Genomic DNA, 22,271 nt, shown 5'->3' with positions numbered 1-22,271 from the left:
GGATGACGGCATGGAACGTGTGCTTGGCATCGGCGGCTACTTCCTGCGCGCCGCCGACCCGGCGGCCCTGACCGCCTGGTACCGCGACTGCCTGGGTCTGGACGCCGACGAGAACGGTCTGTGGCACCCGGGCGCCGGGCCGACGGTGTTCGCGGCCTTCGACTCCGGCACCGACTACTTCGGCTCCCGCACCCAGCAGACCATGCTCAACTTCCGCGTCCGCGACCTGGACGCGATGCTCGCCCAACTGCGTGCCGAGGGCGCGGACGTGGCCGAGGAGACCCAGGACATGGAAGGCGTCGGCCGCTTCGGCTGGGTCACCGACCCGGAGGGCAACCGGATCGAGCTCTGGCAGCCCGCCTGATCGCGAGAAGCGTGGGAAGTCGGCCCCGTCGACTTCCCACGCCGCTCACGCCCGCCCGGTAGCCCGGGCTCGTCGAAGGCGAACGCGCGGGCCCACGAGGACCGTTGTCCCAGGCCTGGCACCCCATCAGGCCCCGTACTCCTCGATCACTCCCGTAGGGTCTCGTTGCGGAGGCCGCCGGGGTCGAACGGGTTTCACCGTGCCACCCTGGCGGCCCCGACGTGACAACACCCTTTCGCCAAGGAGGAACACGTGACGACCAATCCGGAGTTACCGCCCCAGCCCTACGACGAGGGCATGCTCGACGTCGGCGACGGCAACCAGGTGTACTGGCAGGTCCGCGGCACCCCCGGCGGCAAGCCCGCCGTCGTGGTGCACGGCGGCCCCGGCGGGGGCTTCCACCGCGGCGGGTTCCGGCGCTTCGACAAGAACGGCTACCAGCTGGTCCTGTTCGACCAGCGCGGCTGCGGCCGCAGCACCCCGCACGCCGGCGACCCCGACACCGACATGAAGCACAACACCACCTGGCACCTGATCGCCGACATGGAACGGCTGCGGGAACACCTGGGCATCGAACGCTGGCTGCTGTACGGGTACTCGTGGGGATCAGCGCTCAGCCTCGCCTACGCGCAGCAGCACCCGGAACGGGTGTCCGAGATCATCCTGGCCGCCGTGTTCGGCGGGCGCCGCGAGGACATCGACTGGCTGTACCGGGGCGCGGGGCGCTTCTACCCCGAGGCGTGGGACCGCTTCCTCGCCGGGGCGGCCGGGGCGGCCGGTACTGCCGGTACTCCGCACGACGGGGACGTCCTCGGGGCGTACGCCCGGCTCCTGGAGGACCCGGACCAGGCGGTGCGGGAGAAGGCGGTGCACGACTGGTCCGCCTGGGAGGACGCCCTGCTGTCGAACGAGATGCAGGGCAAGGACGGGGTGTTCGCCACCTACCCGATGCGGGAGCAGATGGGCCTGGTGCGCAGCTGTGCGCACTACTTCTCCAACGGCCTGTTCCTGGAAGACGGCCAGCTGCTCCGCGACGCGGGCCGGCTGGCGGGCATCCCGGGGGTGCTGGTGCACGGCCGGATGGACATGAACGGGCCGTTGCAGGCGGTGTGGGAGCTGGCCAAGGCCTGGCCCGACGCGGAGGTGAAGGTCGCCGAGGACGCGGGCCACCTCGACAGCGAGACCAAGATCCGCTACGTCCGCGAGGCGGTCGAACGGTTCGCGCGCCGGTAGGCGGTAGTTGGTACTTGGTAGTTGGACGAAGCGCCCCGCCGCCCCCGGGTGCGGGCGGCGGGGCGTACCTGCTGGGTTCAGCTGGCGTCGAACTCGCCGGTGCGGACGGCGGTGACGAAGGCCTGCCAGGCGGCGGAGGGGAAGCGGAGGGTGGGGCCGTCGGGGTCCTTGGAGTCCCGGACGGGGACGGCGTTCGGGAAGCCGTCGGCAACCTCGATGCACTGGCCGCCGTCGGAGCTGTAGGTGCTCTTGCGCCAGGTGGTGTCCATTGCGGTCTCCTCCAGATCGAGCGTGCCGGCTGGTTGCCACGGTACGCGCCGGAGTGGGAAGTCGACGAGGCCGACTTCTGGCGGGAGTTGAACCCGGGGGAGGAGTTCAGAAGCCCCGCCGGGCGGTCCCGGTGGTCAGTTGTCCGCGAGTGCCAGCTTGATGCCGAAGCCGACGAGGACCGAGCCGGTGATCGCGTCGATGACCCGCCGCACCGAGCCGCGGTTCAGCCACCGGCGGACGAGCTGGGTGCCGAATATCAGCGCGCTGAACCAGACCAGCCCCTCCAGGTCGTGCACGGTCGCCAGGACGACCCCCATCAGGAGATGCGGGGCGCCGCTGGGGATGAACTGGGGCAGCATCGCCATGTAGAAGACGCCGTTCTTCGGGTTCAGCAGGCTGGTGCCCAGCCCACGCGCCCAGGAGCGTGCCCACGTCGCCTCCGCGGCCGCTTCGTTGGCCGCTTCCCCCGACCCGGGCCGGCCGCGTTCCTTGAGCGTCCGGCGCAGCATGCCGATCCCCAGCCAGGCCAGGTACCCGGCGCCGGCCAGGCGCAGCGCGTCGTAGAGCAGACGGGATGCCGTGAGCACCGCGGCGGCACCGACCGCGGCGGCCACGCCCCACACGAGCACGCCGCACAGGATCCCGAGCGCCGTCGCGAAGGCCCGGCGCCTGCCCTGGGTGATGGCGGAGCGGAGCACCAGAGCGGTGTCCAGCCCCGGCATGATGGTGAGCATGCCTGCCACGACGGCGAAGGAGGCGATGGCGGAGGAAACGGTCATCCGGCCATCCTGGAGCCGCGGCTGCGATCACGTCCAACGAGGTCTGCTGCACTGCGCATCAGCAGGGCTGATGCCGCTGCTCGCTGGAGTGGGAAGTCGGCGGGGCCGACTTCTGGGGGAGTTGAACCCGGGGGAGGAGTTCAGAAGCCCCGCCGCCCGGGTGTGGGGCGGCGGGGCTTGGCCTGATGAGGTTCAGGCGGCGTCGAACTCACCGGTGCGGACGGCGGTGACGAAGGCCTGCCAGGCGGCGGAGGGGAAGACGAGCGCCGGGCCGTTGGGGTTCTTGGAGTCACGGACGGGCATGACGCCGGGGAAGCCATCGGCGACCTCGATGCATTCGCCGCCGCCGCCGCTGTACGTGCTCTTGCGCCAGTTGGCACGAGATAGGTCAAGATGCACTTTCGAAGTCCTTCCGTGCTGCGCGGATCAGCTCCAGTGACGCGGCCAGGGGCAGCGCTTCAACCTGAAGCCGATCGTAGTCCCTGGACCAGCCGGAGAGGGTTTCGGGATTGCGTTCCAGAAAGCCTCGTTGGTGGCTCTCGCTGTAGCCCAGCAACGAACGGTTGGGCATGGTCAGCAGGGTTACCGGGTGGGCGAACGGCCGGTTCTCGCCAAGGCCCAGTGGCGCCACCTGGATGGTCATGTTGGGCTGTTGGGCCAGGCGTTCAAGGTGTGTCAACTGATCGACCATCACGGTGGCTCCGCCGATCGGCCGACGCAGGCTCCACTCGTCCAGTACGGCGTGGATGTGAGGGGGAGACGGTGGTGCGAGCCGATTCTGTCGTGCGAGCAGGAATTTCACGCGCTCGTCCGCTTGCTGCTGGGTAACGGTTCCGCGCCGGACGAAGGCCTGCTCGTAGGCTGTTGCGTACTCGCTGGTCTGCAGAAGCCCAGAGACCACGCCGATCTGGAAGAGCCGGATGGTGACGGCGTCGGCCTCCTTCTCGGCGTACTCCGGGAATCCCTCTATCAGGATGCTGTTTTCGAGCTGGTCGAGCATCAGAGCGAGGGTGCCGCCGGTGCCGAGGTGTGCGTCCGCGAGCTCGACGAAGCGGCGGCTGGGTGCGCGGATGCCGCGCTCGATGCTGGAGATGTAGGCGCCGGTGTAGGCGATGGCTTCTCCGAGCTCGTTCTGCGTCAGATTCTGGGCCTCGCGTGAGCGACGGAGCTGGATCCCGAGTGACGCATAAGGGGATGACGCTGGGTCAAGATCCTTACGGTTCATGCTGTTTCCCAAGTGAACCAAGCTGAACTGGCGACTTCAAATACTTCCGCAACCAGGGCCTCATCCGCAACCCTTTCCCTACGGAACGTGAAATCTCGACTGCGGAGGGTTCTTTCCATGACCCATGCTCATGTACCATCGGCCAAGCTGCACGGCTACGGCGTCCGGTGGGACCCGGAGGGGCGGTGCTACCGCGTGCGGAACGAAATGACCGGGGAGTGGCAGCTCGACTCCTCCGGTCAACTTGCGTCGTACACCTCCTTCACCGTCGCCTTCGGTGCGTGGCGGGTCTTCGAGCCGCCTCGCCGGCTGGGGGAGTGATGGGGTCGATGCTGAACCGGGCGACCGCCGAGCAGCGGCGTCAGGCGGCCTCCGTCGTCGACGACCTCACCACCGTCCTCGCCCTCGGCGGGGTGAAGCTGCCGTCTCTCGAAGTCGACTGGGCATGCAAAAAGTTGACGGGGTGCTTCCTCATCAGCCTCGGCTCGGCGCCGATCGGCGTCGTCCTGCGGATCGTCGATCTGCTGCGCAAGGGGCTGCGGTACGAGCGCCTCACCCATGACGACTGATCTGGCCGCCCGCCTCCTCTGGTGGCTCTGCTTCGCCCTCTCCCTCCTCGCCGGCTTGCGCTGGCGTTCCCGCAAGTAGGTTCCCGCAAGTAGGAAGTAACCCCCATGCGCGACCCCCGTCCGCCCGCCAGGCCGCCCGTCACCCGGCTGGGCTGTCTCGTCCTCGTGCGCAACCGGCGCGGCGATGTCCTGCTCGTCGACCCCGACTACCTCGACGGCATGATCCTGCCCGGCGGTGCCGCCCGCCCCAACGAGCCCCCGCACCGGGCCGCCGCCCGCCACCTGCACGCCGAGACCGGCCTCAACCTCCGCCTCTCGCAGGTGCTCGCCCTGGACTTCACCCCCGCCGACCGCTACCTGGAGCGCCTCAACCTCGTCTTCGACGGCGGCACGGTCCGCGACGGCACTCGCCTCACCGTCCCGCCGCAGCACCGGAGCGGCCTGCTCGGCGCCCGCTTCGTCCCCGTCCACGAACTGCCCGCCGTGATGGCCCCCGCCCAGGCCGCCCGGGTCGCCGAAGCCCTCACCGGCCGCGACCTCCCCCTGCTCCTCCACGGCCAGCGAACCGTCTGATCACCGAAGTTCGGAACTCCGCCACGGCGACGGGGCTTCGAAATCCGTGCAACACCCTGTACGACGACGACCACTACGGGTACCAGGGCCTGTTGCGAAAGTGGATCATGGTCGTAGGTGATCACGGGCTGTGGGGCGTGGTGATAGGAGGCGGACCAGATCCGCAACCGCCAGACCGTGCTGGTCGCCGCAATTAACGAGTGGCTGTGAGACACCGCTCGTTGCGACCATGCGGCAGTGAACGCACTTCTTCCCGACGGATGGACGGTCGAGCAGGTCCGCTCCGCATCGGATGACGCCACAGCGGATCTGCTCTCGCTTGAACGACTCGTCGTCATCGAACAGCACGGATTCGCCGACTATGACGTCCTCCAGCCCGACGTCATCATTGCCTTCCACAGCTATGACATGTGCCTTGCAAGAGTTGGTGAAGACTGGTTCATGGGGCAGCTCGAGCCCGACGGCTCAGTCATTTGCTGGGCCTCCTACGGCCCTGACCTGGGCTGGGCCATTCGCGGGTTGTGAGCTGCCAGGCGGCGAGCTCGATCGTTTCCACAACACGCCCCACTACTGACACACCTGATCAGGTGTGCTTCCTGCACTCGTTGGCGACGGCCTCCCGGTGGGTGTTCCAGGTGCCGGCACCGGTCTGGGAGATCACCCCAGTGCCGAGGAAGTCCGCGGTGCTGCGCAGTGTCGAGCGCAGCGCAGGGCGCCGTCGTGCGCGACGTCGGCCGCGGCGTTCGCGGCGTTGTCCTCGTTCCGGAAGACCAGTGTGGTGGCTGTTCCGCCGCCCAGGGCCAGCACGGCCGCCAGGGCGGCCAGGACGATGCGCAGGGTCCTGCTCCTGCGGTCCCGGCCGGCCCGCGCCACCCGGTTCAGCTGCGGCCGGTCCGTCACCCGCATCGGGCGCGTGGCGACCACCGTGGGAGCGAGGGCGGGAGCGGGGCCGGCAGCGGGAGAGGCGTCGGGCGGCGGCTCGTCGAGCAGAGCCAGGGCCTCGGCGACACACCCGGGCGTTTGTCCGGGTCCCTCGTCAGCAGGGCGGTGATCAGGGCGTCGAGCGGCCGGTCGGCCCGCGTCAACTGCGATGGCTCGTCGAGGAGTACGGCCGTCAGCGAGCCCATGAGCGACTCGCGCCGGAACGGCGACAGCCCCTCGACCGCCTGGAAGAGGGTGGCGCCCAGGGAGAACAGGTCGCTGGCAGGCAGGCAGGCAGGCAGGCAGGCAGGCAGGCCGTCCCGGCCGCGGGCGCGTTCGGGCGCCGTGTACTCGGGGGAACCGACGAACAGCCCGGACGCGGTCATCGCGGTGTCCTGCTCGTTTTGGCGGATGGTCAGACCCGAGCGTACGCAGGGCGTCCGGGCGCCGGTGCGGGGATGCCGGAAAACGACTCACGGCCGTGACAGTACGGTGAGCGGATGACCGAGGAGACGAACACGCAGGTGGTGCCGAACAGCGAGTCGCCGATCGATTCGTGCGGGTGCATCGAGCGGGGCAGGACCGGGGCGCCGCAGCGGCCGACCCGGTTCCACGGCGAACTCCAGGACACCACCGCGCCCGGATGGATCCGCCTGCTCGAACTCGTCGAGGAGGCGGCGGCCGACCGGCGGGAGGAGTTCAAGCCGCTGGTGGAGCTCACGGCGGAGCAGCGGCGCCAGGTCGTCACGCTGCCGCCGACCATCGCCAAGCTCACCGCCGTGAAGCACCTCGTGCTGTACCGCAGCAACCTGGTGCGCATCCCGCCGGAGATCGGCGCCATGCGCAGCCTGGAGGAGTTCACCCCCTACACCTCCTACCGCCTGCACTGGTTCCCGTACGAGCTCACCCGCTGCGCCAACCTGCGGCGCAGCACGGTGAGCACCCGGGCGCTCTACGGCAACTACAAGTTCCGGGCGCCGTTCCCGCTGCTGCCGGCCCCGGCGGACGGCCGCCACGGCCTCGGCGATCTCGACCCCGGGGTGTGGGGCGCCACCGCGATCCGCACGTGCAGCGTCTGCGACCGGCGGATCGAGAAGAGCGGGGACCTGCGCCAGGTGTGGATCTCGCGGTGGACGTCGGGGGCCGACGTCCTGCCCCTGCTGGTCAACGCCTGCTCGGCGGCGTGCGTCGACGCGCTGCCGGTGCCGGCCAACGGCTACGTCCCGGTCCCGCACAGCGGCGGGCCGGGTGTGGAGCAGCCGCCGGCCGGTCGGATGCCCGAGTGGCGGGCCGGCGGGTGATGGTGCCCGCGGGCGCGGTCAACGGGCGGGTGTGAGGAGGGGCTTGAGGTCGAGGACGGGGGTGCCGTCGACAGCTTCCAGGTGGCGCACGTGCAGGCGGGGGCCGTCGATGGTGAGGAGGTGGACGGTGTGCAGGCCGATCGGGTTGGGGCGGTCGGGGGCGCGGGTGGTGAAGACGCCGGCGGGCGGGCGGGTGGTGTCGCCGCGGGGGTGGACGGTGAGGGTGGTGCGGTCGGCGCCGTGCAGCCAGGTCAGGAGGAGGACGTCGGTACCGGGGCGCAGGCCGTCCAGGGCGGGCAGGTAGCGCTCGTCGAGGACGATCCAGGCCTCGGGGGCACCCTCGTCGGGCTGGCGGGGCGCGGCGGAGCGGTCCTTCAGCGGGGATTCGACGTGTCCGATGGGGTGCAACTGGTAGCTGGTCACGGGGGGTTGGCCCCTTTCAGGCGGTGCGCGGCGGGCGGCGGCGTTCCCGCAGTGTCTCGCGCACGACCGTCCAGGCGTCGGCGACCGGGCCCACGTGGGTGAGCTTGTCGGGGTTGGTGACCGAGCGGATCGTCTGGACCTGCCCGTCGAGGATGTCCAGGACCAGGGTGTTGACGACCCTCCCGTCGTGGTCGCGGAAGATCGCGCCGGGCTGGCCGTTGACCTCGTGCTGCTCCACGACGCCGCCGATGCGCACGAACGGCGGGACGAGGACGGACAGCAGCCGGGACACGGTGGCGGCGCCGGCGATGACGCTGGCCCACTGCGGGGCCTTGCCGCCGCTGTCGCCGACCAACTGGACGTCGGCGGCCAGCAGTTGGCGCAGCCCGTCGAGGTCGCCCGCGCGGAAGGCCTCGAAGAACCGGTCGGCGAGCTGCTCGCGTTCGCGGCGGTCGGCCTCGAAGCGGGGACGCCCCTCGGCCATGTGGCGCCGGGCCCGCACCGCGAGCTGGCGGCACGCGGCCTGCGAACGCCCCACCGCCGCGGCGACCTCCGGGAAGTCGAAGGCGAACACCTCGCGCAGCACGAACACCGCGCGTTCCAGCGGGCTGAGCCGTTCCAGCAGCAGCAGGGCCGCCATCGACACCGAGTCCGCCAACTCCGCCGCACGCTCCGGGTCCTGGTAGGGGTCGGCCAGCAGCGGCTCGGGGAACCACGGCCCCACATAGGCCTCGCGCCGCACCCGTGCCGAGCGCAGCACGTCGATGGACAGCCGGGTCACCACCGCCGACAGGTACGCCTTGAGCGAGAGCGGCTCGGCCGGGCCGGCCTGGTAGCGCAGCCAGGTCTCCTGGACGGCGTCCTCCGCCTCGGCCACGCTGCCCAGGATCCGGTAGGCGATGGAGAACAGCAGCGGGCGCAGCCGCTCGAACTCCTCGGTCCTCGCGGCGTCTTCGGTCACCCGCATGACCTTGGCTCCCTTCCCCGTCGTCGCGTTCTCTGTGACGAAGACGGGGTGGGGCCGCGGTTTGTGACATCCGGGCCCCGGTGTCTCAGGACGGCGGCGACGGCGGCGACGGCGCGGGCGCCAGCAGGGTGCGGACGAGGTCGTCGCCCAGGGCGAGGCCGGTCGGGGACTCGTCGCTGAGGTGGTAGTCGCGGTACCAGTCCGGCGGGGCCTCGGGGTGCGGGCCGCTGACGGCGACGCGGCCGGTGCCGTAGGGGGCGACGACGGCGGCGGGGTGGTTGTCGGGCAGGTAGCGGGCGAGCACGTCCACGCTGCCGGGGGCGGCTCCGGTTCCGGTTTCGGTCCCGGTTTCGGGGGCGTTGGGGGTGGGGTCGAGGTCGAAGTAGGGGCCGTCCTGGAAGTACATCCGCTGGCGGTGGCCGCGCCAGGTGACGTCGACGAGCTGGTCCCGCTCGTCGGTGACGCTCGCGCCCTCGGCGTGGACGTACTGGCCGGAGTCGCCGGGCAGGAGGTCGAAGCCGGGGTCGCCGGCCAGGTAGCCGCCCATGCACAGGCCCAGGTAGCGGCCGCCGCCGCGCACGTAGTCGCGCACCAGCTCGGGGCGGAAGGCCGGGTCGCGGCGCAGCAGGTCCCACGCGGTGGTGACCTCCTGGCCGTTGGTGCCGCCCGGCTGCACGTACACGGCGGCGCCGGCGAGGGTGGCGGCGGCGAAGTGGAGGCGTTCGTGCGGGCCGATGTAGCGCACGGCCAGACCGCCGCGTTCCAGCAGGGCGCGGGCGGCCTCGGGGCAGCCGTCGCAGGCCGCCGGGCCGCGGTAGACCAGTGCGAGCGGGCGCCCGGCGGGGGCGGTGGCGGTGTCCGCGGTGGCGTCCGGGCCGCTGTCGGGGGCGGTGGGGGCGGAGGTGCAGCCGGCCACCGTGAGCAGGGCCGCCAGGGCGAGGGCCGCGAGCCGCCTCACGGGGTCTGCCCGGTGTTCGGTCCGGCTTCCGGCCCGGTGTCCGGTCCGGCGTTCTGCCCGGTCAGTGTGCGCAGGGCCGTCAGCAGGGCGTCGGCCTGGGCGGTGGGCAGCGCGGCGAGGAAGCGCCGGTCGGTGTCGCGGCGCACGCGTTCCGCGCGGTGCAGCAAGTCACCGCCCTGGTCGGTGAGTTGGACGATGTTCTTGCGCCGGTCGGCGGGGCTGCGGCGGCGGTCGACGAGGCCCTTGGCCTCCAGGGTGTCGACCAGGGCGACCATCGTGGTGCGGTCGACGCCGAGCCGCCCGGCCGCCTCCTGCTGGGAGAGCGGGACGTCCGCGGCCAGCACGGCCAGCACCGCGAGTTCACGCCCGTCCAGGCCGAGCGGCGCCAGGGCCCGGCCGGATTCCTCCGCGTACCGCAGGTGGGCGTGTTTGAGCAGGTAGCCGAGGCGGGTGCTCAGGAGTCCGGGACTGGTGTCGCTCGTCATGGGGGCAAGCCTATCGCCATCCCGTACATCTCCTGATTGTCAGTCAACCTGACGATCGGTTAGGCTGACGGTTATGGGTCAACTCGCTGCGCACGACATCACGTTCGGCCTCAAGACCACCCCGATGCGGGTCGGCTACCCCGAGATCCTGCGGGTGTGGGAGGAGGCCGACGACGTTCCCGAGATCGCCGACGCCTGGCTGTGGGACCACCTCCTGCCCCTCGGCGGCCCCCCGGACGGCACCGTCCTCGAAGGCTGGACCCTGCTCGCCGCCCTCGCCGCCCGCACCCGGCGGCTGCGCCTGGGCCTGCTGGTCACCGCCAACCGCCTGCGCCACCCCGCCGTCCTCGGCAAGACGGCCACCACCGTCGACGTCATCTCCGGCGGACGCCTCGTCATGGGCCTGGGCGTCGGCGGCACCCACCAGCCCCCCGGCGCCGGCGGCATCCCCGGCCACAACCCCGCCGCCGCCGAGTACGCCGCCTACGGCCTCGACCTGGTGCCGCCCGCCGAAGGCATCGCCCGCCTCGCCGAGACCATCGCCATCCTGCGCGGCATGTGGACCCGCGACGTCTTCGACTTCGCCGGGCCGTACACCACCCTCGTCGGCAACCGCAACGAACCCAAACCGCTCAGCCGCCCGCACCCGCCGATCCTCCTCGGCGGCTGGGGCACCCGCCTGCTGCGGCTGGTCGCCGAGCAGGCCGACATCTGGAACATCCCCGGTCCGCCGCACCACGGCATCCACCACGTCGTCGAGCGCAGCCGCGTCCTGGACGCCCACTGCGCCGCGATCGGCCGCGACCCGCGCACGCTCACCCGCTCGGTGCAGTACACCGTCTCCTACGACGACCCGGCCGCCGACCGCGCCGCCCTCGCCGAACTGATCGCGGCCGGGTTCAGTCACTTGGTGCTCAGCCTGCGCAGTCCCTACCCGCCGGGGGTGGTGGGGTGGTTGGCGAAGGAGATCGTCAACCCGCTGCGGCAGGGGTAGCCGGCGGGGGTGCGGGCGGCAGCGCGGGGCTCGGACCGGGCGGGGGAGTTCCCCCGCCGCGTCGTCCGGGCCCCGGCGTCCGCGCCCGCGCTAGGCGTGGCCGCCGACCGCCGCCACCACGTGCGACAGGTCCTGCTCGGCGACGGACGGGTGCGCCAGCAGCACCTCGCGGGCCGCCCGCAGGACCGGGCCGCCGTCGGCCAGCGCCAGGTCCTTGGCCGCCAGCCGCACCGGGAAGTCCGATTCGGCGCTGCGGGCCCGGGCCACCACCCCCGCGAGCGGCCCGGAGCCCAGCGCCTGGAGGGCGAGTTCCTGCGGCACGCCCAGCCTCCCGGCCACCGCCAGCGCCTCGGCGACCACCGTCACCCCGGCCACCACCGCGCCGATCACCACCACCTTCAGCGCCGCCCCCGACCCCGGGCCGCCACAGCGCAGCACCGTGCCCAGGTGCTCCAGGACGGGCTGCGCCCGGTCCAGGTCGCCGTCCTCGCCGCCCGCGTAGACCAGCAGCTCGCCGCTGGCCGCCGGCCCGACGCTGCCCAGCACCGGGGCGTCCACCAGGCCCACTCCGTCCGGCAGTTGACCACGCAGCGCGCCCACCGCGTCCGGCCCGATCGAGGACATGTCGATCCACAGCGTGCCCGGCGCCAGCTCCGGCAGGAACCGCGCGGCCGTCTCCGCCACCGCCGCCGGGTCCGCCAGCATGGTGACGACGACGCCCGCCCCCCGCACCGCCTCGGCGGGGGAGGCGGCCTCGGTCAGCCCGCCGGCCCGGCCGGGCGTGCGGTTCCAGACGGTCAACGGGTAGCCGACGGCGGCGATCCGACGGGCCATCGGCAGGCCCATCCGGCCCAGCCCCAGAAAAGCGATCTTCTCCATGGCCCCCACGCTAGGCAGCCACGAGCCAGGCGACAAACGAATGTCTCGCATGATAACCATGCGGAATGGACATGGCTTGGCTGGACGTCTTCCGCACCGCGGCCCACCTCGGCTCCTTCACCGCCGCCGGGGACCGGCTCGGCTTCACCCAGTCCGCCGTCTCCCGGCAGATCTCCACCCTGGAGGCCGAACTCGGCGTGCCGCTGTTCGACCGCCTCGCCCGCGGCGTGCGGCTGACCGAACACGGCCGCGCCCTGCTCCCGCACGCCGAAGCCCTCCTGGAACGCCTCGACACCACCCGCCGCGACCTCGCCGCCCTCACCGACCTCGGCGCCGGACGGCTACGGGTGGGCGCCTTCGACAGCGCCAACGCCGCCCTCGTCCCCGGCGCCCTCGCCGCCTTCCGCGCCGCCCACCCCGACGTCGCCCTCACCCTCACCGAAGGCCTCTCCGCCCACCTGCTCACCCTCCTCGCGGAGGCCGCGATCGACCTCGCCGTCGTCGCCGCCTACCCCGAACACCCCTATGACACCGAGCAGTTCGACATCCGCCCGCTGACCGAGGACCCGGTGCTGGTCGCCCTGCCCCGCCGCCACCGCCTCGCCCGGCGCCGGCGCGTACGGCTGGCCGAACTCGCCGACGAACCCTGGATCGCCGTCAGCCGCCGAACCGAGACCACCCTGCTGGCCGCCTGTGTGCGCAGCGGCTTCCAGCCCCGGATCGAGTACGAGGTCGCCGGCTGGACCGCCAAACTCGGCCTGGTGGCAGCCGGGTTGGGCGTCACCCTGATCCCCGCCCTGGCCGCTCGCGCCACCGTGCGCCCCGACCTCGCCCTGGTCGCCCTGCACCCCGACGACACCCCCGTGCGCCGGGTCTGCACCGCCACCCGCCGCGGCCACCACCCGCCGCCCGCCGTCACCGCCTTCCTCACCCACCTGCGGGCGGCGGCCCGCGGGGACTAAGTCAGCTCAGGAGGTCAGTCCGTCCGGGTGCGCCACTGGTCGAACTCGGCCGGGGTGCGCACCCCGCCGTCCAGCACCGCGCGGTAGACGTCCCAACTGCGCACGCTCCGACCGTACTCGGGGCGCTCGGCCCAGACGTGCTTGATCCGCAGGATGGCCTCGCGGGCGGGCGGCGTCAGCCGCGGCGGCAGGTCCCGCAGGTGCGCCAGGTCCGGCTGGCGGGCCGGCTCGTCGACGAACCAGAGGTCCAGGGTCCAGTCGTGACCGCGCGGGCAGCGGTAGTCCAGGCCGAGGTACAGCCCATCCGGGTAGGCCTCCGGGGCGCTGTTCCAGGCGCCGGTGTCGTTGCGCAGGCGCACCTGCCGCACCCGCCCGTGCAGCGCCAGCTGCCCGCCGATCGCGACGACGCTGCGGTGGACGGCCGCGTCCAGTCGCGGACACACCACCGTGACGTCGAGATCCCGGCGCACCATCAGCCCCAGCGCCGCGCTGCCCACCCGCACCGGGTCCCCGACTCCGCCCAGCAGGGCCGCCAGGCCCAGGTCCGCGTGCACCACGCCGGCCTCGGCCTGCAACTCGTCCTGGCGGCGCAGGAGATCGTTCGTCGTCATCGTCACCGGGTCAGTCTGTCAGGCGATGAGGAGGGAGAATTGACCCATGAAAACTGGTGCTGATTGCCACCTGATGATGGGTCTATCGGCTTCTAGGCTGGTCGCATGACGACGACGAACGCCGCCCCCGCCGCCCTCGCTGCTCCTGCCGCTGCTCCCGCCGCCCCCGCCGCCGCTGTGTTGACCCGCTGTGCCGTGGCCGAGACCTGCGCCGACCCGAGCGCGACCATGACCCTGCTCGCCGAGACGGCCGGCACCGAGGGTGGCTTCACCAGCTACCGCTCCCGGTTCGCCGAGGGCGCCGTCGGGGCCCCCGCGCACTTCCACACCCGGGCCTGGGAGCTGTTCTTCGTCATTGGCGGCTCCCTCCAGGTGCTGGTCGGCGAGGAGGTCACCGTGCTGGGGGAGGGGGACTTCCTCGCCGTGCCCCCGCACACCCCGCACGCCTTCGCCGCCGCTCCGGGCTGCGCGGCCGACGTGCTGTTCGTGTTCACCCCGGGGATGGAGCGCTTCGACTACCTGCGCCTGCTGGGCCGGGTCATGCGCGGGGAGAGCGACCCGGCGCAGATCGCCGCCTCCGCCGGGCGCTTCGACAACCACTACGTCGACAGCCCCGCCTGGCGCGCCGCGCTGGAACGCGGCGCTGCCGCGGGTAGTGCCACCGCTGCCCGTACCGCCTGACGGGCCGGGGCGGGCGGAGTGTGGAACGGTGGAAGCCGGGGGTGACCGGTAGCGAGAGGAGCGGCCATGTCATCGAAGCGGCGCCGGAAGAAGAAGGCGCGGGCCAGGCGCGGAGCCAATCACGGCCGTCGGCCGCAGTGCTGAGCGGCTGAGCGGCTGAGTAGCCGAGCGGCTGCGCGTTGACCTGACCTCCTGGGGCCGCCCGGCCGTGCGCCGGGCGGCCCCGCTGCTTCGCGGCAGCGGTGCGCAGGCTCGGAGCCGGTCCCGGATCTCAGCGAGATCCGTGAAGTCGTTGGGTGAGACGACCTTGCGCTGGACGATGGAGAAGAAGATCTCGATCTGGTTGGTCCAGGAGGCGTGCACGGGGGTGTGAACGGGTGTGAACCAGGACGGCATTCGGAAATGCCCTGGTTGGACGGTTGATAGCCTCTTGGTTCATGACTTGCAGCACGGTGAACACCGGCGGCCGCCACTGCGTTTACGGTCGGCCATCCCCGGTCACGCCGTGTTCTGTGAACCGGCCCCGCCAGCGGCGCACGGTGTCCAGGTGCAAGCCCGTCTCCCGGGCGATACGCGCGTTCGAGTGCCCCGCTGCCGCGTGCAGCACGATCTGCGCGCGTATCCGCAACCGGTACTGGCTGTGGCCGTAGGCCGTCTTCTTCAGCCGCTTGCGCTCGGTGGCGGTCAAGATTATTCCAAGCTGACTGGGCTCGGCGGCAGGATGCGCCATTTGAGTGCATGTGCTGAGCTGGAAGTACGTGACGCAGCGCCGCCTATGTCAGCGCGGCAAGCGACAGCGGAACCTGGAGCGGATGGAACGTGCTGCCCAAGGCCGGCATCACCGGCGTTGCGCCGGCCGCCGCGGGTAGAGCCATGTCCACCTGTTCGCCAAGAGGGGCTCAGGACAAGCAACTGTATGTGTTGCGGGACACGAAGCTGATGCGGGTTTAACCGGGCCTTCTTTTGGAGTTCGATATGAAGCGGCTCGAAGTTGGCAACGAAAAGATCAAGCTCCGCCTTGCAATTGGACCTTCCGGCGAAAAGGACCCCCGGTTGCAGTGGCGAGATGGGATTTTCGTTGAGAGTATCCGCGATTTGGCCGTCGGTCGCGAGCACGAATATCTGACGTCGCAGACATACCTGTTTGAGTTCGCGGTGAACAACGGGCCATCCCAGATATCGAGTCGTGACTTGGTGGTGACAAATCACGCCATCCTCGCTCCCGGACGATTCGTACGGATCTACGCGAAGACACGGGACGATAGCCTGTCTTTCAAGCTCGACGTGTACACCGACGGATCTAACCCGGCAGTCATTCTCGCTCTGACCGTCACCAACACCAGCAGGCAACTCGGGTCGGCGTTCTTGCGGATGGTGGTGCCGAAGCTCCTCGGCCTTCAGGCCAGGGGAGGTCCTTGTGACACGTATGGAATGGTTTCGATGGAGATCGGCTCGAACGTGGAGCTGGCCGGGACGTTGACACGGAACGGCAAGCAAGACGATTTTGGTGGCACGTTCGCCCCGGGCACGATCGGCATGCCGTACCGGAAGGAGGCACAACGGATTGGGTTGCCGACAAGCATGAACACGATGGAGGTAGCGAGCTTCTACAGCGCGCACGGCGGTGGGATGTTCGTCGCCGACATCGATCACGACGTCGAGGCCGGAATCGCGCCGATTCAGCTCACCCTTTCCTTGCTGGGTGTTGAAGGATTTTGGGTCTCGGAGCTCAAGCCGGAAGATCCGGTGAAGCTGCCGAACCTGGCGATCGGCGTCCATCCGGACGGGGACTGGCATGCGGCTGTCGACTACTACCTCGACAAGCATCGTCAACGTCCGAACTGGCGGTTTCCGCCGCAGCCAGCCTGGTTCGCCGACCAGGCGGCGATCTACACCCATTCAGGTGGCGGCGCCGGTGGGATGTACCTGTCCAACATGCGCGAGAACCTTCCCGACGGCGCAATCGGCACCTTTTTCGAGGCCGCCGGCGAGTGGCTGCCAGTCGGGCCTGTGCCGATTAGTGGCGCTGCTCGGGCGCCCGCAGGTGCACCGCTCGCCGTGGTTGTGCGCGACGAAAAGGACGAGGACTTGTTCGTCGTCGACAAGGAGGGGGCGATCGGATGGACACCCATGCGCAACAACGGGCCTTGGGGCCTGACCGAGCAGATCACGCCGCCGGGCATCGCCCAGGTCGGTGGGTGGCTCGCCGCGGTGGCGCGTCACAGACAGCAGGTCGATGTGTTCTTCATCGGCATGGATGGCGCTCTGTGGACCGTTTATGGCCCCGCGACGGGTAAGCCGTCGTGGATTTTGACACAGCTGTCGCGTGCGATCGCTCTGCCCGGTGCGCCGCTGGCCGCGATAACTCGCGGCGGTAAGGACGTGGACGTCTTCCTGGTCGATGCAGTCGGCGCAGTCCGTTGGACGTTCGAACGCGACAACGGCAAGTGGCTGCCGACGCCGCGCACGATCACGATCAACGAGACCTGTGTGTCTCCTTCCTGTCTGGTGGCGCTCGTCCGCAACCCGGTCCAAACCGACGTCTTCTTCGTCGATAAGCACGGGAAGATGGCCACTCTCTACAAGACGACACCGTCGGACGACGGACCGTGGCAGATTGCACAGCTGAGTGAGCAGCCGCTGGCGCCAGCCGGTGCCGGTATCGCCGCAATCGTTCGTAACGGTAAGGATGAGGATATCTTCGTCATTGCCGATCGGGGTGCCATCCAGCACTCCGCCATGCGCAACAACGGCGGCTGGAGCATTCCGTCGGATCTGGACGTAGTAGACGCACAAGGGGTGCCGCAGCACGAAGACTTCGCCCCGCCCGGCGCGCCGATCACGGCTCTGGCCGTCACGGCGGACCGAACCGATCTTTTCTTCGTTGACGGAAACGGCGCTCTCGTCCGGCTGTACCGAACCGGCGCAGATCCATGGCGACGGATGGATCCGACGCCGGCTCTCTACACGGCTCCGAAAGCGGCGACCGCAGCGGTCATCCGAAGCGCTCGGCAACTGGATGTGTTCCTGGTGATGAAGGGGCGGCTGCGTTCGTTTCTCGAGCTTCCCAAGCTCCTTGAAGAGGCTCGGTCATTGGGGACGGATATCGTCTACCTGTGGGACTACTGGGAAGGGAGACCACGCCTCGACGCCGACGTAACCGGGGGCGCCTATCCGCCGGGGCCGTCGCCCGCGCCGTTGCATCCTCCATATTTCAACAAGGGTGACTACTGGCCGCGATCAGACCTCGGTGGTGAATCGGCACTCAAGGAGGGTATCGCGAGTGTCCACGCGCTCGGCGGGAAGGTGATTCTCTACGTCGAGCCCTTCATCATCTTCCGTGATTCTCAGGTCGCCCGCACGCGGCCGAAGCCTGGCTTCAAGACGCAGGGTGAATACCTTGCCGGCCGATTCCCCACACATGAGTCCCGGCCGCTGGACCTCATCGCCAGCCCCGAGGAACAGGGGGTGGAGTGGCAGGTCTATTGGCCCTATTACTACACGATGGTACCGGCTTTCGCGGACTGGCAGAACCACGTCATAAAGGTCGTCGACCGTTTGGTCAACAACTACGGCGCCGATGGTATTTTCCTCGATTCGTTTGGCTGGCAGCTCAACTGGCCGATGCATGTCACGACACTGAAGGACAATATCCAATACTGGCCAATCGAATATGCGCAGGGAGTGCTCACTCTCGCCAAGGCGGTGATGGACACGATCCGGCCTGATCGTGTCGTTCTCGTCGAGACACCTGGGGGGCCGATTCGCCGACACTGCCATGGCGGCTTGAGCTTGGATTTCGATCCATTTCACGTAGACAACGGCCTAAGTGACCAAACGCGGATCACCGCCTCAGCGGTCCGCTACGGAATCCCTGAGGTCCGGTACTTCAGCAATGGCGGCGACTCGATGAATCGGCTGCACCAAATCTATGCCGCCGGTCATGGCCTGGCGCTCTGTCACCAGCACATTCTTGAAGACGCCGGCGCGCACATCGCCCACATCAGGCAACTCGTCGACATTCGTCGCACGCATGCTGACACACTGATCCGCGGTCATCAGTCCTACCAACCGACGACCGAAGATGGCCGAGACGATGTGGCTGCCTACTGCTACCGCGGCACCGACGGGACGGCAATCATCACAGTCGTCAACACGTCAGAAGTCGCGGACTATGCTGGCCGACTGCAGCTAAGACCTGAACACGCAGGCTCGTCGTGGACCGACCTGCTGACCGGTCGATTGTTCGTCGCGAACGGAACCACACTCCCGATCACAGTCCCGCGTGGTGGGCGGTCGACGACAACCAACCTGCTCGTCCTCCACGCGAGATAAGAGCCACGATCCCTGCGCGCGATTGGGCGTAGCACGACGGCCAGTTCCGCCTCGGTCGTCGTCGGGTACGGCAGGCCGAGAACGCTCTCCGTGGCCATTGCGCTGCGCTACAGCCAGCCAGCAGGTGGGGCTCGCCCGCCTGCCCGGCCGGCGCCGCGCCGCAGGCGGACTGCGTCCACGCCCACCCCGCCACCGTCACCGTGAGCCGGCGCCGCGCCGCCCGTGGCCCCGGCTGCCGCTCCGACCCCGCCCGGTACGCGCTGCGCCCGGTCGTCCTCACCGCCTGGGCCTGGGCCTTCGGCGGCACGATCGCTGTCGACGTCCTGGCCCGGCGCCGGCTCCCCGGCCCGACGCAAAGCCCGAGCCCGTCCCGGTGGCGGGCCGCGTCGTCCCCGGGGCAGCCTGAAGGGAGGGGTGGGGGCGGCTCTCCCGGCACCGAGGAGCGGGCGATGGACGACACCGATGTCCTGGTCGTGGGCGCCGGACCGGTCGGCCTGACCGCCGCCGCCGAACTGCGCCGCCACGGCGTGCGCTGCCGGATCGTCGACCGGCTGCCCGCCCCGCAGCCCTACGCCAAGGCCGTCGGCATCCAGCCCCGCACCCTGGAGGTCTGGGACGACATGGGTCTGGTCCAGCGCGTCCTCGACCAGGCCGTGCCGCTGCTCGGCCAGCTCAGCTACCTCAACGGCGAACCCGGCCCGCGCCTGGACCTCGACCTGCCCGCCGACGTCCCGTACCGCTTCGCCGCGCTGCCCCAGTACGCCACCGAACGCCTCCTCGCCGACCACCTCGCCGGCTACGGCACCACCGTCGAACGCGGCACCGAACTGCTCGACCTGTACCCGGCCGACGACCACGTCCGCACCACCCTCGCCACCCCCGACGGCCCGCGCGAGCTCGCCGCCCGCTACGTGCTGGGCTGCGACGGCGCGCACAGCCGGGTCCGCCACAGCGCCGGCATCGCCTTCGACGGCGACGCCTTCCCCGAGCAGTACATGCTCGGCGACGTCGAGGTCGACTGGGACCTGCCGCCCGGCTACGGCATCCGCGCCGCCCACCGCAGCGCCGACGGCACCACCGACGACCAGCTGGTCTGCATCCCGCTGCCCGGCCGCGGCCGCTACCGGGTCTCGATGCGGGTCCCGCCCGAACTGGCCACCGCCCCCGCCGGGCCGGGGCGGGTCGCCCACGGCCTGGACACCGGCGCCCGCGCCCCCGAACTGCGGCACATCCAGGCCGTCCTCGACCGCCTCGCCCCGCAGCCCACCACCGCGCGCACGCTGCGCTGGTCCTCCGTCTTCCGGATCAGCCACCGTCTCGCCGACCGCTACCGCCACGGCCGCCTCCTGCTCGCCGGCGACGCCGCCCACATCCACCCGCCCACCGGCGCCCAGGGCATGAACACCGGCATCCAGGACGCCTACAACCTCGCCTGGAAACTCGCCCTCACCGTCCACGGCGCCGCCACCGACACCCTCCTCGACAGCTACCACGCCGAACGCCACCCCGTCGGCGAGGAGGTCGTCGGCCGCACCGTGCGCCACGCCCGCACCGGCCTCGGCCCCGGCTCCGGTTCCGGCGAGCGGGCCGCCTTCCTGCTGCGCGAGGCCCAACTGCTGGTCGGCTACCGCGACGGGCCGCTCACCGAACCCGGCCCCGTACCCGACAGCGGGCCCGCCCCCGGCGACCGCGCCCCCGACTGCACCGGCCTCACCCGCCCCCTGGCCGCCTACCCGCTGCGCCTGCACGACCTGCTGCGCGGCCCCCACCACACCCTGCTGCTGCACCCGGGCCCCACCACCACCCCGGACACCCTGCACGCCTGCGCCGCCGCCGCCCACGCGGCCGCCCACGGCCGCCTCACCACCTACACCGTCCTCACCACGGCGGCCCCCACCACGCTGGACGGCCTGCGCCTGCCCGTCGTCCACGACACCGCCGCCACCTTCCGCACCGCCTACACCCCCGGCGACGGCGAGGCCCTCCTCATCCGCCCCGACGGCCACCTCGCCGCCCGCCTCCCCACCACCGACCCCGCCCACCTCGTCACCCACCTGCGCCGCACCTTCGCCCCCACCTGACCGGACCCCACCGCGCAGGCCCTGAAGAAGAGCGACCGCAGCCTCCCCGGCCCTCGTCCCCGCGGCCGACCACCTGTGGTGGCCGCGGGTAGCAGACGAAGTCCCCCGGGCCGAGGCGGGCGTCAACTCCTGCCCCGGCGTCGCCCGCTGAGCGTCCCCTGGGGGCTGGCTCCGCGCGCCGAGCGTGCCCGGCGGCGGGGTCCGGCCGCCGCCGGGCACGTCCGGCGACGCCGGGGGAGGGCGCCACCTGGGGCTTCGAGGAGTGGGTGCGGCGCTGGCAGTGCGGTGACGGCCGGTGGGACCGGGCGGTGTGATCTATCCCACAGGCCGGGAAATCCGGCGGCCCGCCCGGTCGGCGGGTGGGGGTGACGGGCGGTCGGGACCGGGGTGACGGTCGGGCTGAGCTGCGCTGGCGGGGCCCGGGGGCGCCGGGGGAGGGGCGGTGGCCGGGAGGGGGGAAGCTGGCCGGTTCGCGAGCGGGGCGCGGATCCGGTTCAACCGCTTCCGCTTGTTCATCCGTTCGACAGGGGACGGTCGGCCGCCGATCCGAGGGCGGCCGGCCGGTGAACGAGAGGGGACGGAACGGATGGGACGAGTACTGGCCGCACTGGTGGGGGACACCGGGGCCTTCGCCGGGGCGCTGCACGAGCGGCGGCCGCAGGTGTTCCGCACCGACGGGTGGCCGCAGGGCCTGCCCCGGCCGGACGAGCTGGACGAGGTGCTGCACGGCGGCCTGCTGCGTGTGCCGTACGTGGAGATGGTCAGGGCCGGCGAGGTCGTCCCGGCCGAGCGGTTCTGCACCTCCCGCACCGTCGCCGGACGGCGCGAGGACGGCTTCGCCGACCCCCGCCGCATCGCCGCCCTGCTGGCCGACGGCGCCACCCTGCTGTTGCCGCAACTCGACCAGTGGCACGCCCCCGTGCGGGCGCTGGCCACCGACATCGCGCTCGAACTGGGCCGGCGCACCGAGGCGTTCTGCTTCGCCACCGGCGCCGGCCGGCGCGGCCTGGACGTCCACCGCGACGACGCCGACGTCCTGGTCGTCCAGCTCGCCGGGGAGAAGGAGTGGACCGTCCACGACGCCCCCGCCGACGGACACTGGCGCCCCGGGCTGGCCCCCGAACCCGGACCGGTCGCCCTCGCCACCGTGCTCACCCCCGGTGAGGTGCTGTACGTGCCGCGCGGCGCCCCGCACACCGCGACCGGCCGTCAGGGCCTCTCGGTGCACCTGTCCTTCACCATCCGGGAGGCGGGCACCGCCGGACTGCGCGGCGCGGTCGGCGCATGGCTGGCCGCCGGGGACTGGACCGACGCGCTGCCCGAACGCCCGGCCACCCCCGAGGACCTGCTGGCCGCCGCCGAGGAGGTGCTGCGCCTGGGGCGGGAACGGCTGGCCGCACTGACCCCGGACGAGCTGCTGCGCCTGGCCCGGGGGCCGCTGCCGGAGGCGGGGGCGGAGACGGAGGCGGGGGCGGGGGCGATGCCGGGGCCGTTGTCCGGCGGCTGATCCGGCCGGGGGACGTCAGGGAACCTGAGGGAACGTCAAAAGGGCGCGGCCGTCCGGACCGAGTGAATCGGTCCGGACGGCCCCCCCCCCGGGGGGGCGCGAACGGTGGGGGGGGACCAACGAACCCCACAAAGGGGGGGTAAGAAGGAGATA

The 22,271-nt window shown here is 71.2% G+C and carries 27 protein-coding genes; 14 read left to right on the top strand and 13 right to left on the bottom strand.

Going from position 1 to position 22,271, the window contains the following annotated elements:
* The first annotated feature begins 10 nt into the window (after nucleotides 1-10).
* Nucleotides 11-364 (top strand): VOC family protein, encoded by a 354-nt coding sequence (locus ABTY15_RS20710; protein ID WP_350594333.1) that lies wholly within the window; start codon nucleotides 11-13, stop codon nucleotides 362-364.
* A gap of 252 nt (nucleotides 365-616) precedes the next feature.
* Nucleotides 617-1,597, top strand: a complete 981-nt coding sequence (gene pip / locus ABTY15_RS20705) for a prolyl aminopeptidase (RefSeq protein WP_350594321.1) — start codon at nucleotides 617-619, stop codon at nucleotides 1,595-1,597.
* A gap of 77 nt (nucleotides 1,598-1,674) precedes the next feature.
* Here pip and ABTY15_RS20700 read toward each other — a convergent pair whose 3' ends face one another.
* The 4 genes from ABTY15_RS20700 to ABTY15_RS20685 all read right to left on the bottom strand — a co-directional run bounded on the left by ABTY15_RS20700 (nucleotide 1,675) and on the right by ABTY15_RS20685 (nucleotide 3,871).
* A complete protein-coding gene (locus ABTY15_RS20700; protein ID WP_350594312.1) occupies nucleotides 1,675-1,866 on the bottom strand; it encodes a DUF397 domain-containing protein in 192 nt (63 codons plus the stop codon).
* Nucleotides 1,867-2,001: 135 nt separating this feature from the next.
* Nucleotides 2,002-2,646 carry a LysE family translocator gene (locus tag ABTY15_RS20695; protein WP_350594304.1) on the bottom strand — a complete coding sequence of 215 codons (645 nt, stop codon included), beginning with the start codon at nucleotides 2,644-2,646 and terminating at the stop codon, nucleotides 2,002-2,004.
* 192 nt (nucleotides 2,647-2,838) lie between these two features.
* Complete coding sequence (locus ABTY15_RS20690) at nucleotides 2,839-3,045, bottom strand: DUF397 domain-containing protein (RefSeq protein WP_350594286.1); 207 nt, start codon at nucleotides 3,043-3,045, stop codon at nucleotides 2,839-2,841.
* Nucleotides 3,035-3,871 carry a helix-turn-helix domain-containing protein gene (locus tag ABTY15_RS20685; protein ID WP_350594276.1) on the bottom strand — a complete coding sequence of 279 codons (837 nt, stop codon included), beginning with the start codon at nucleotides 3,869-3,871 and terminating at the stop codon, nucleotides 3,035-3,037. Before ABTY15_RS20685 ends, ABTY15_RS20690 begins: the two co-directional genes overlap by 11 nt.
* A 117-nt stretch (nucleotides 3,872-3,988) precedes the next feature.
* Between ABTY15_RS20685 and ABTY15_RS20680 the strand changes: the two genes are divergently transcribed.
* The 4 genes from ABTY15_RS20680 to ABTY15_RS20665 all read left to right on the top strand — a co-directional run bounded on the left by ABTY15_RS20680 (nucleotide 3,989) and on the right by ABTY15_RS20665 (nucleotide 5,538).
* Entirely contained in the window at nucleotides 3,989-4,192 is a 204-nt protein-coding gene (locus tag ABTY15_RS20680; protein ID WP_350594268.1) for a hypothetical protein, read from the top strand.
* Between the two features lie 8 nt (nucleotides 4,193-4,200).
* Complete coding sequence (locus ABTY15_RS20675; protein WP_350594262.1) at nucleotides 4,201-4,440, top strand: hypothetical protein; 240 nt, start codon at nucleotides 4,201-4,203, stop codon at nucleotides 4,438-4,440.
* 105 nt (nucleotides 4,441-4,545) lie between these two features.
* Complete coding sequence (locus ABTY15_RS20670; protein WP_350594255.1) at nucleotides 4,546-5,013, top strand: NUDIX domain-containing protein; 468 nt, start codon at nucleotides 4,546-4,548, stop codon at nucleotides 5,011-5,013.
* A gap of 237 nt (nucleotides 5,014-5,250) precedes the next feature.
* Nucleotides 5,251-5,538: a hypothetical protein gene (locus tag ABTY15_RS20665; RefSeq protein ID WP_350594250.1), complete on the top strand. Its 288-nt coding sequence runs from the start codon at nucleotides 5,251-5,253 to the stop codon at nucleotides 5,536-5,538.
* A 132-nt stretch (nucleotides 5,539-5,670) separates the two neighbouring features.
* On the opposite strand, the gene ABTY15_RS20660 is transcribed toward ABTY15_RS20665, so the two are convergent.
* Both ABTY15_RS20660 and ABTY15_RS20655 read right to left on the bottom strand, forming a co-directional pair.
* Entirely contained in the window at nucleotides 5,671-5,919 is a 249-nt protein-coding gene (locus ABTY15_RS20660) for a hypothetical protein (protein ID WP_350594246.1), read from the bottom strand.
* Nucleotides 5,910-6,320 (bottom strand): protein kinase family protein, encoded by a 411-nt coding sequence (locus ABTY15_RS20655; RefSeq protein ID WP_350594238.1) that lies wholly within the window; start codon nucleotides 6,318-6,320, stop codon nucleotides 5,910-5,912. The genes ABTY15_RS20660 and ABTY15_RS20655 overlap by 10 nt, the downstream gene beginning before the upstream one ends.
* 114 nt (nucleotides 6,321-6,434) lie before the next feature.
* Here ABTY15_RS20655 and ABTY15_RS20650 point away from each other — a divergent pair, with 114 nt between their 5' ends.
* Nucleotides 6,435-7,235 carry a leucine-rich repeat domain-containing protein gene (locus ABTY15_RS20650; RefSeq protein WP_350594231.1) on the top strand — a complete coding sequence of 267 codons (801 nt, stop codon included), beginning with the start codon at nucleotides 6,435-6,437 and terminating at the stop codon, nucleotides 7,233-7,235.
* An 18-nt stretch (nucleotides 7,236-7,253) separates the two neighbouring features.
* Here the strand turns inward: ABTY15_RS20650 and tsaA are convergent, their stop codons facing one another.
* The 4 genes from tsaA to ABTY15_RS20630 all read right to left on the bottom strand — a co-directional run bounded on the left by tsaA (nucleotide 7,254) and on the right by ABTY15_RS20630 (nucleotide 10,068).
* Nucleotides 7,254-7,658, bottom strand: a complete 405-nt coding sequence (gene tsaA / locus ABTY15_RS20645) for a tRNA (N6-threonylcarbamoyladenosine(37)-N6)-methyltransferase TrmO (protein ID WP_350594225.1) — start codon at nucleotides 7,656-7,658, stop codon at nucleotides 7,254-7,256.
* Nucleotides 7,659-7,674: 16 nt separating this feature from the next.
* Complete coding sequence (locus ABTY15_RS20640) at nucleotides 7,675-8,625, bottom strand: RNA polymerase sigma-70 factor (RefSeq protein WP_350594220.1); 951 nt, start codon at nucleotides 8,623-8,625, stop codon at nucleotides 7,675-7,677.
* A gap of 85 nt (nucleotides 8,626-8,710) precedes the next feature.
* On the bottom strand, nucleotides 8,711-9,583 hold the full coding sequence (locus ABTY15_RS20635; RefSeq protein WP_350594214.1) for a hypothetical protein: 873 nt from the start codon (nucleotides 9,581-9,583) through the stop codon (nucleotides 8,711-8,713).
* Nucleotides 9,580-10,068 carry a MarR family winged helix-turn-helix transcriptional regulator gene (locus ABTY15_RS20630; protein WP_350594209.1) on the bottom strand — a complete coding sequence of 163 codons (489 nt, stop codon included), beginning with the start codon at nucleotides 10,066-10,068 and terminating at the stop codon, nucleotides 9,580-9,582. The genes ABTY15_RS20635 and ABTY15_RS20630 overlap by 4 nt, the downstream gene beginning before the upstream one ends.
* A gap of 73 nt (nucleotides 10,069-10,141) precedes the next feature.
* Between ABTY15_RS20630 and ABTY15_RS20625 the strand changes: the two genes are divergently transcribed.
* A complete protein-coding gene (locus tag ABTY15_RS20625; RefSeq protein ID WP_350594198.1) occupies nucleotides 10,142-11,062 on the top strand; it encodes an LLM class flavin-dependent oxidoreductase in 921 nt (306 codons plus the stop codon).
* Nucleotides 11,063-11,152: 90 nt separating this feature from the next.
* On the opposite strand, the gene ABTY15_RS20620 is transcribed toward ABTY15_RS20625, so the two are convergent.
* A complete protein-coding gene (locus ABTY15_RS20620; RefSeq protein ID WP_350594190.1) occupies nucleotides 11,153-11,941 on the bottom strand; it encodes an NAD(P)-dependent oxidoreductase in 789 nt (262 codons plus the stop codon).
* A 65-nt stretch (nucleotides 11,942-12,006) separates the two neighbouring features.
* Here ABTY15_RS20620 and ABTY15_RS20615 point away from each other — a divergent pair, with 65 nt between their 5' ends.
* A complete protein-coding gene (locus ABTY15_RS20615; protein WP_350594182.1) occupies nucleotides 12,007-12,903 on the top strand; it encodes a LysR family transcriptional regulator in 897 nt (298 codons plus the stop codon).
* Nucleotides 12,904-12,917: 14 nt separating this feature from the next.
* Here ABTY15_RS20615 and ABTY15_RS20610 read toward each other — a convergent pair whose 3' ends face one another.
* The gene (locus tag ABTY15_RS20610) at nucleotides 12,918-13,514 is read right to left on the bottom strand and encodes a hypothetical protein (protein WP_350594940.1); all 597 of its coding nucleotides are present in this window, start codon (nucleotides 13,512-13,514) and stop codon (nucleotides 12,918-12,920) included.
* 105 nt (nucleotides 13,515-13,619) lie between these two features.
* Between ABTY15_RS20610 and ABTY15_RS20605 the strand changes: the two genes are divergently transcribed.
* Nucleotides 13,620-14,195 (top strand): cupin domain-containing protein, encoded by a 576-nt coding sequence (locus ABTY15_RS20605; RefSeq protein WP_350594176.1) that lies wholly within the window; start codon nucleotides 13,620-13,622, stop codon nucleotides 14,193-14,195.
* A gap of 66 nt (nucleotides 14,196-14,261) precedes the next feature.
* Nucleotides 14,262-14,339: a hypothetical protein gene (locus ABTY15_RS39810; RefSeq protein ID WP_464336931.1), complete on the top strand. Its 78-nt coding sequence runs from the start codon at nucleotides 14,262-14,264 to the stop codon at nucleotides 14,337-14,339.
* Nucleotides 14,340-14,673: 334 nt separating this feature from the next.
* Here the strand turns inward: ABTY15_RS39810 and ABTY15_RS20600 are convergent, their stop codons facing one another.
* A complete protein-coding gene (locus ABTY15_RS20600) occupies nucleotides 14,674-14,883 on the bottom strand; it encodes a helix-turn-helix domain-containing protein (protein WP_350594166.1) in 210 nt (69 codons plus the stop codon).
* Between the two features lie 287 nt (nucleotides 14,884-15,170).
* Here ABTY15_RS20600 and ABTY15_RS20595 point away from each other — a divergent pair, with 287 nt between their 5' ends.
* The 3 genes from ABTY15_RS20595 (at nucleotide 15,171) to ABTY15_RS20585 (ending at nucleotide 22,118) form a co-directional block, all read left to right on the top strand.
* Complete coding sequence (locus ABTY15_RS20595; protein ID WP_350594160.1) at nucleotides 15,171-18,530, top strand: hypothetical protein; 3,360 nt, start codon at nucleotides 15,171-15,173, stop codon at nucleotides 18,528-18,530.
* 449 nt (nucleotides 18,531-18,979) lie between these two features.
* Nucleotides 18,980-20,611 carry an FAD-dependent monooxygenase gene (locus ABTY15_RS20590; protein ID WP_350594153.1) on the top strand — a complete coding sequence of 544 codons (1,632 nt, stop codon included), beginning with the start codon at nucleotides 18,980-18,982 and terminating at the stop codon, nucleotides 20,609-20,611.
* 586 nt (nucleotides 20,612-21,197) lie between these two features.
* Entirely contained in the window at nucleotides 21,198-22,118 is a 921-nt protein-coding gene (locus tag ABTY15_RS20585; protein ID WP_350594141.1) for a JmjC domain-containing protein, read from the top strand.
* The last annotated feature ends 153 nt before the right edge of the window (nucleotides 22,119-22,271 follow it).

The sequence above is a fragment of the Kitasatospora sp. NPDC097643 genome (genome assembly GCF_040302625.1).
GTDB lineage: Bacteria > Actinomycetota > Actinomycetes > Streptomycetales > Streptomycetaceae > Kitasatospora.
Note: the sequence above shows the minus strand (reverse complement) of the source record. Positions and strands in the feature narration are given on the sequence as shown.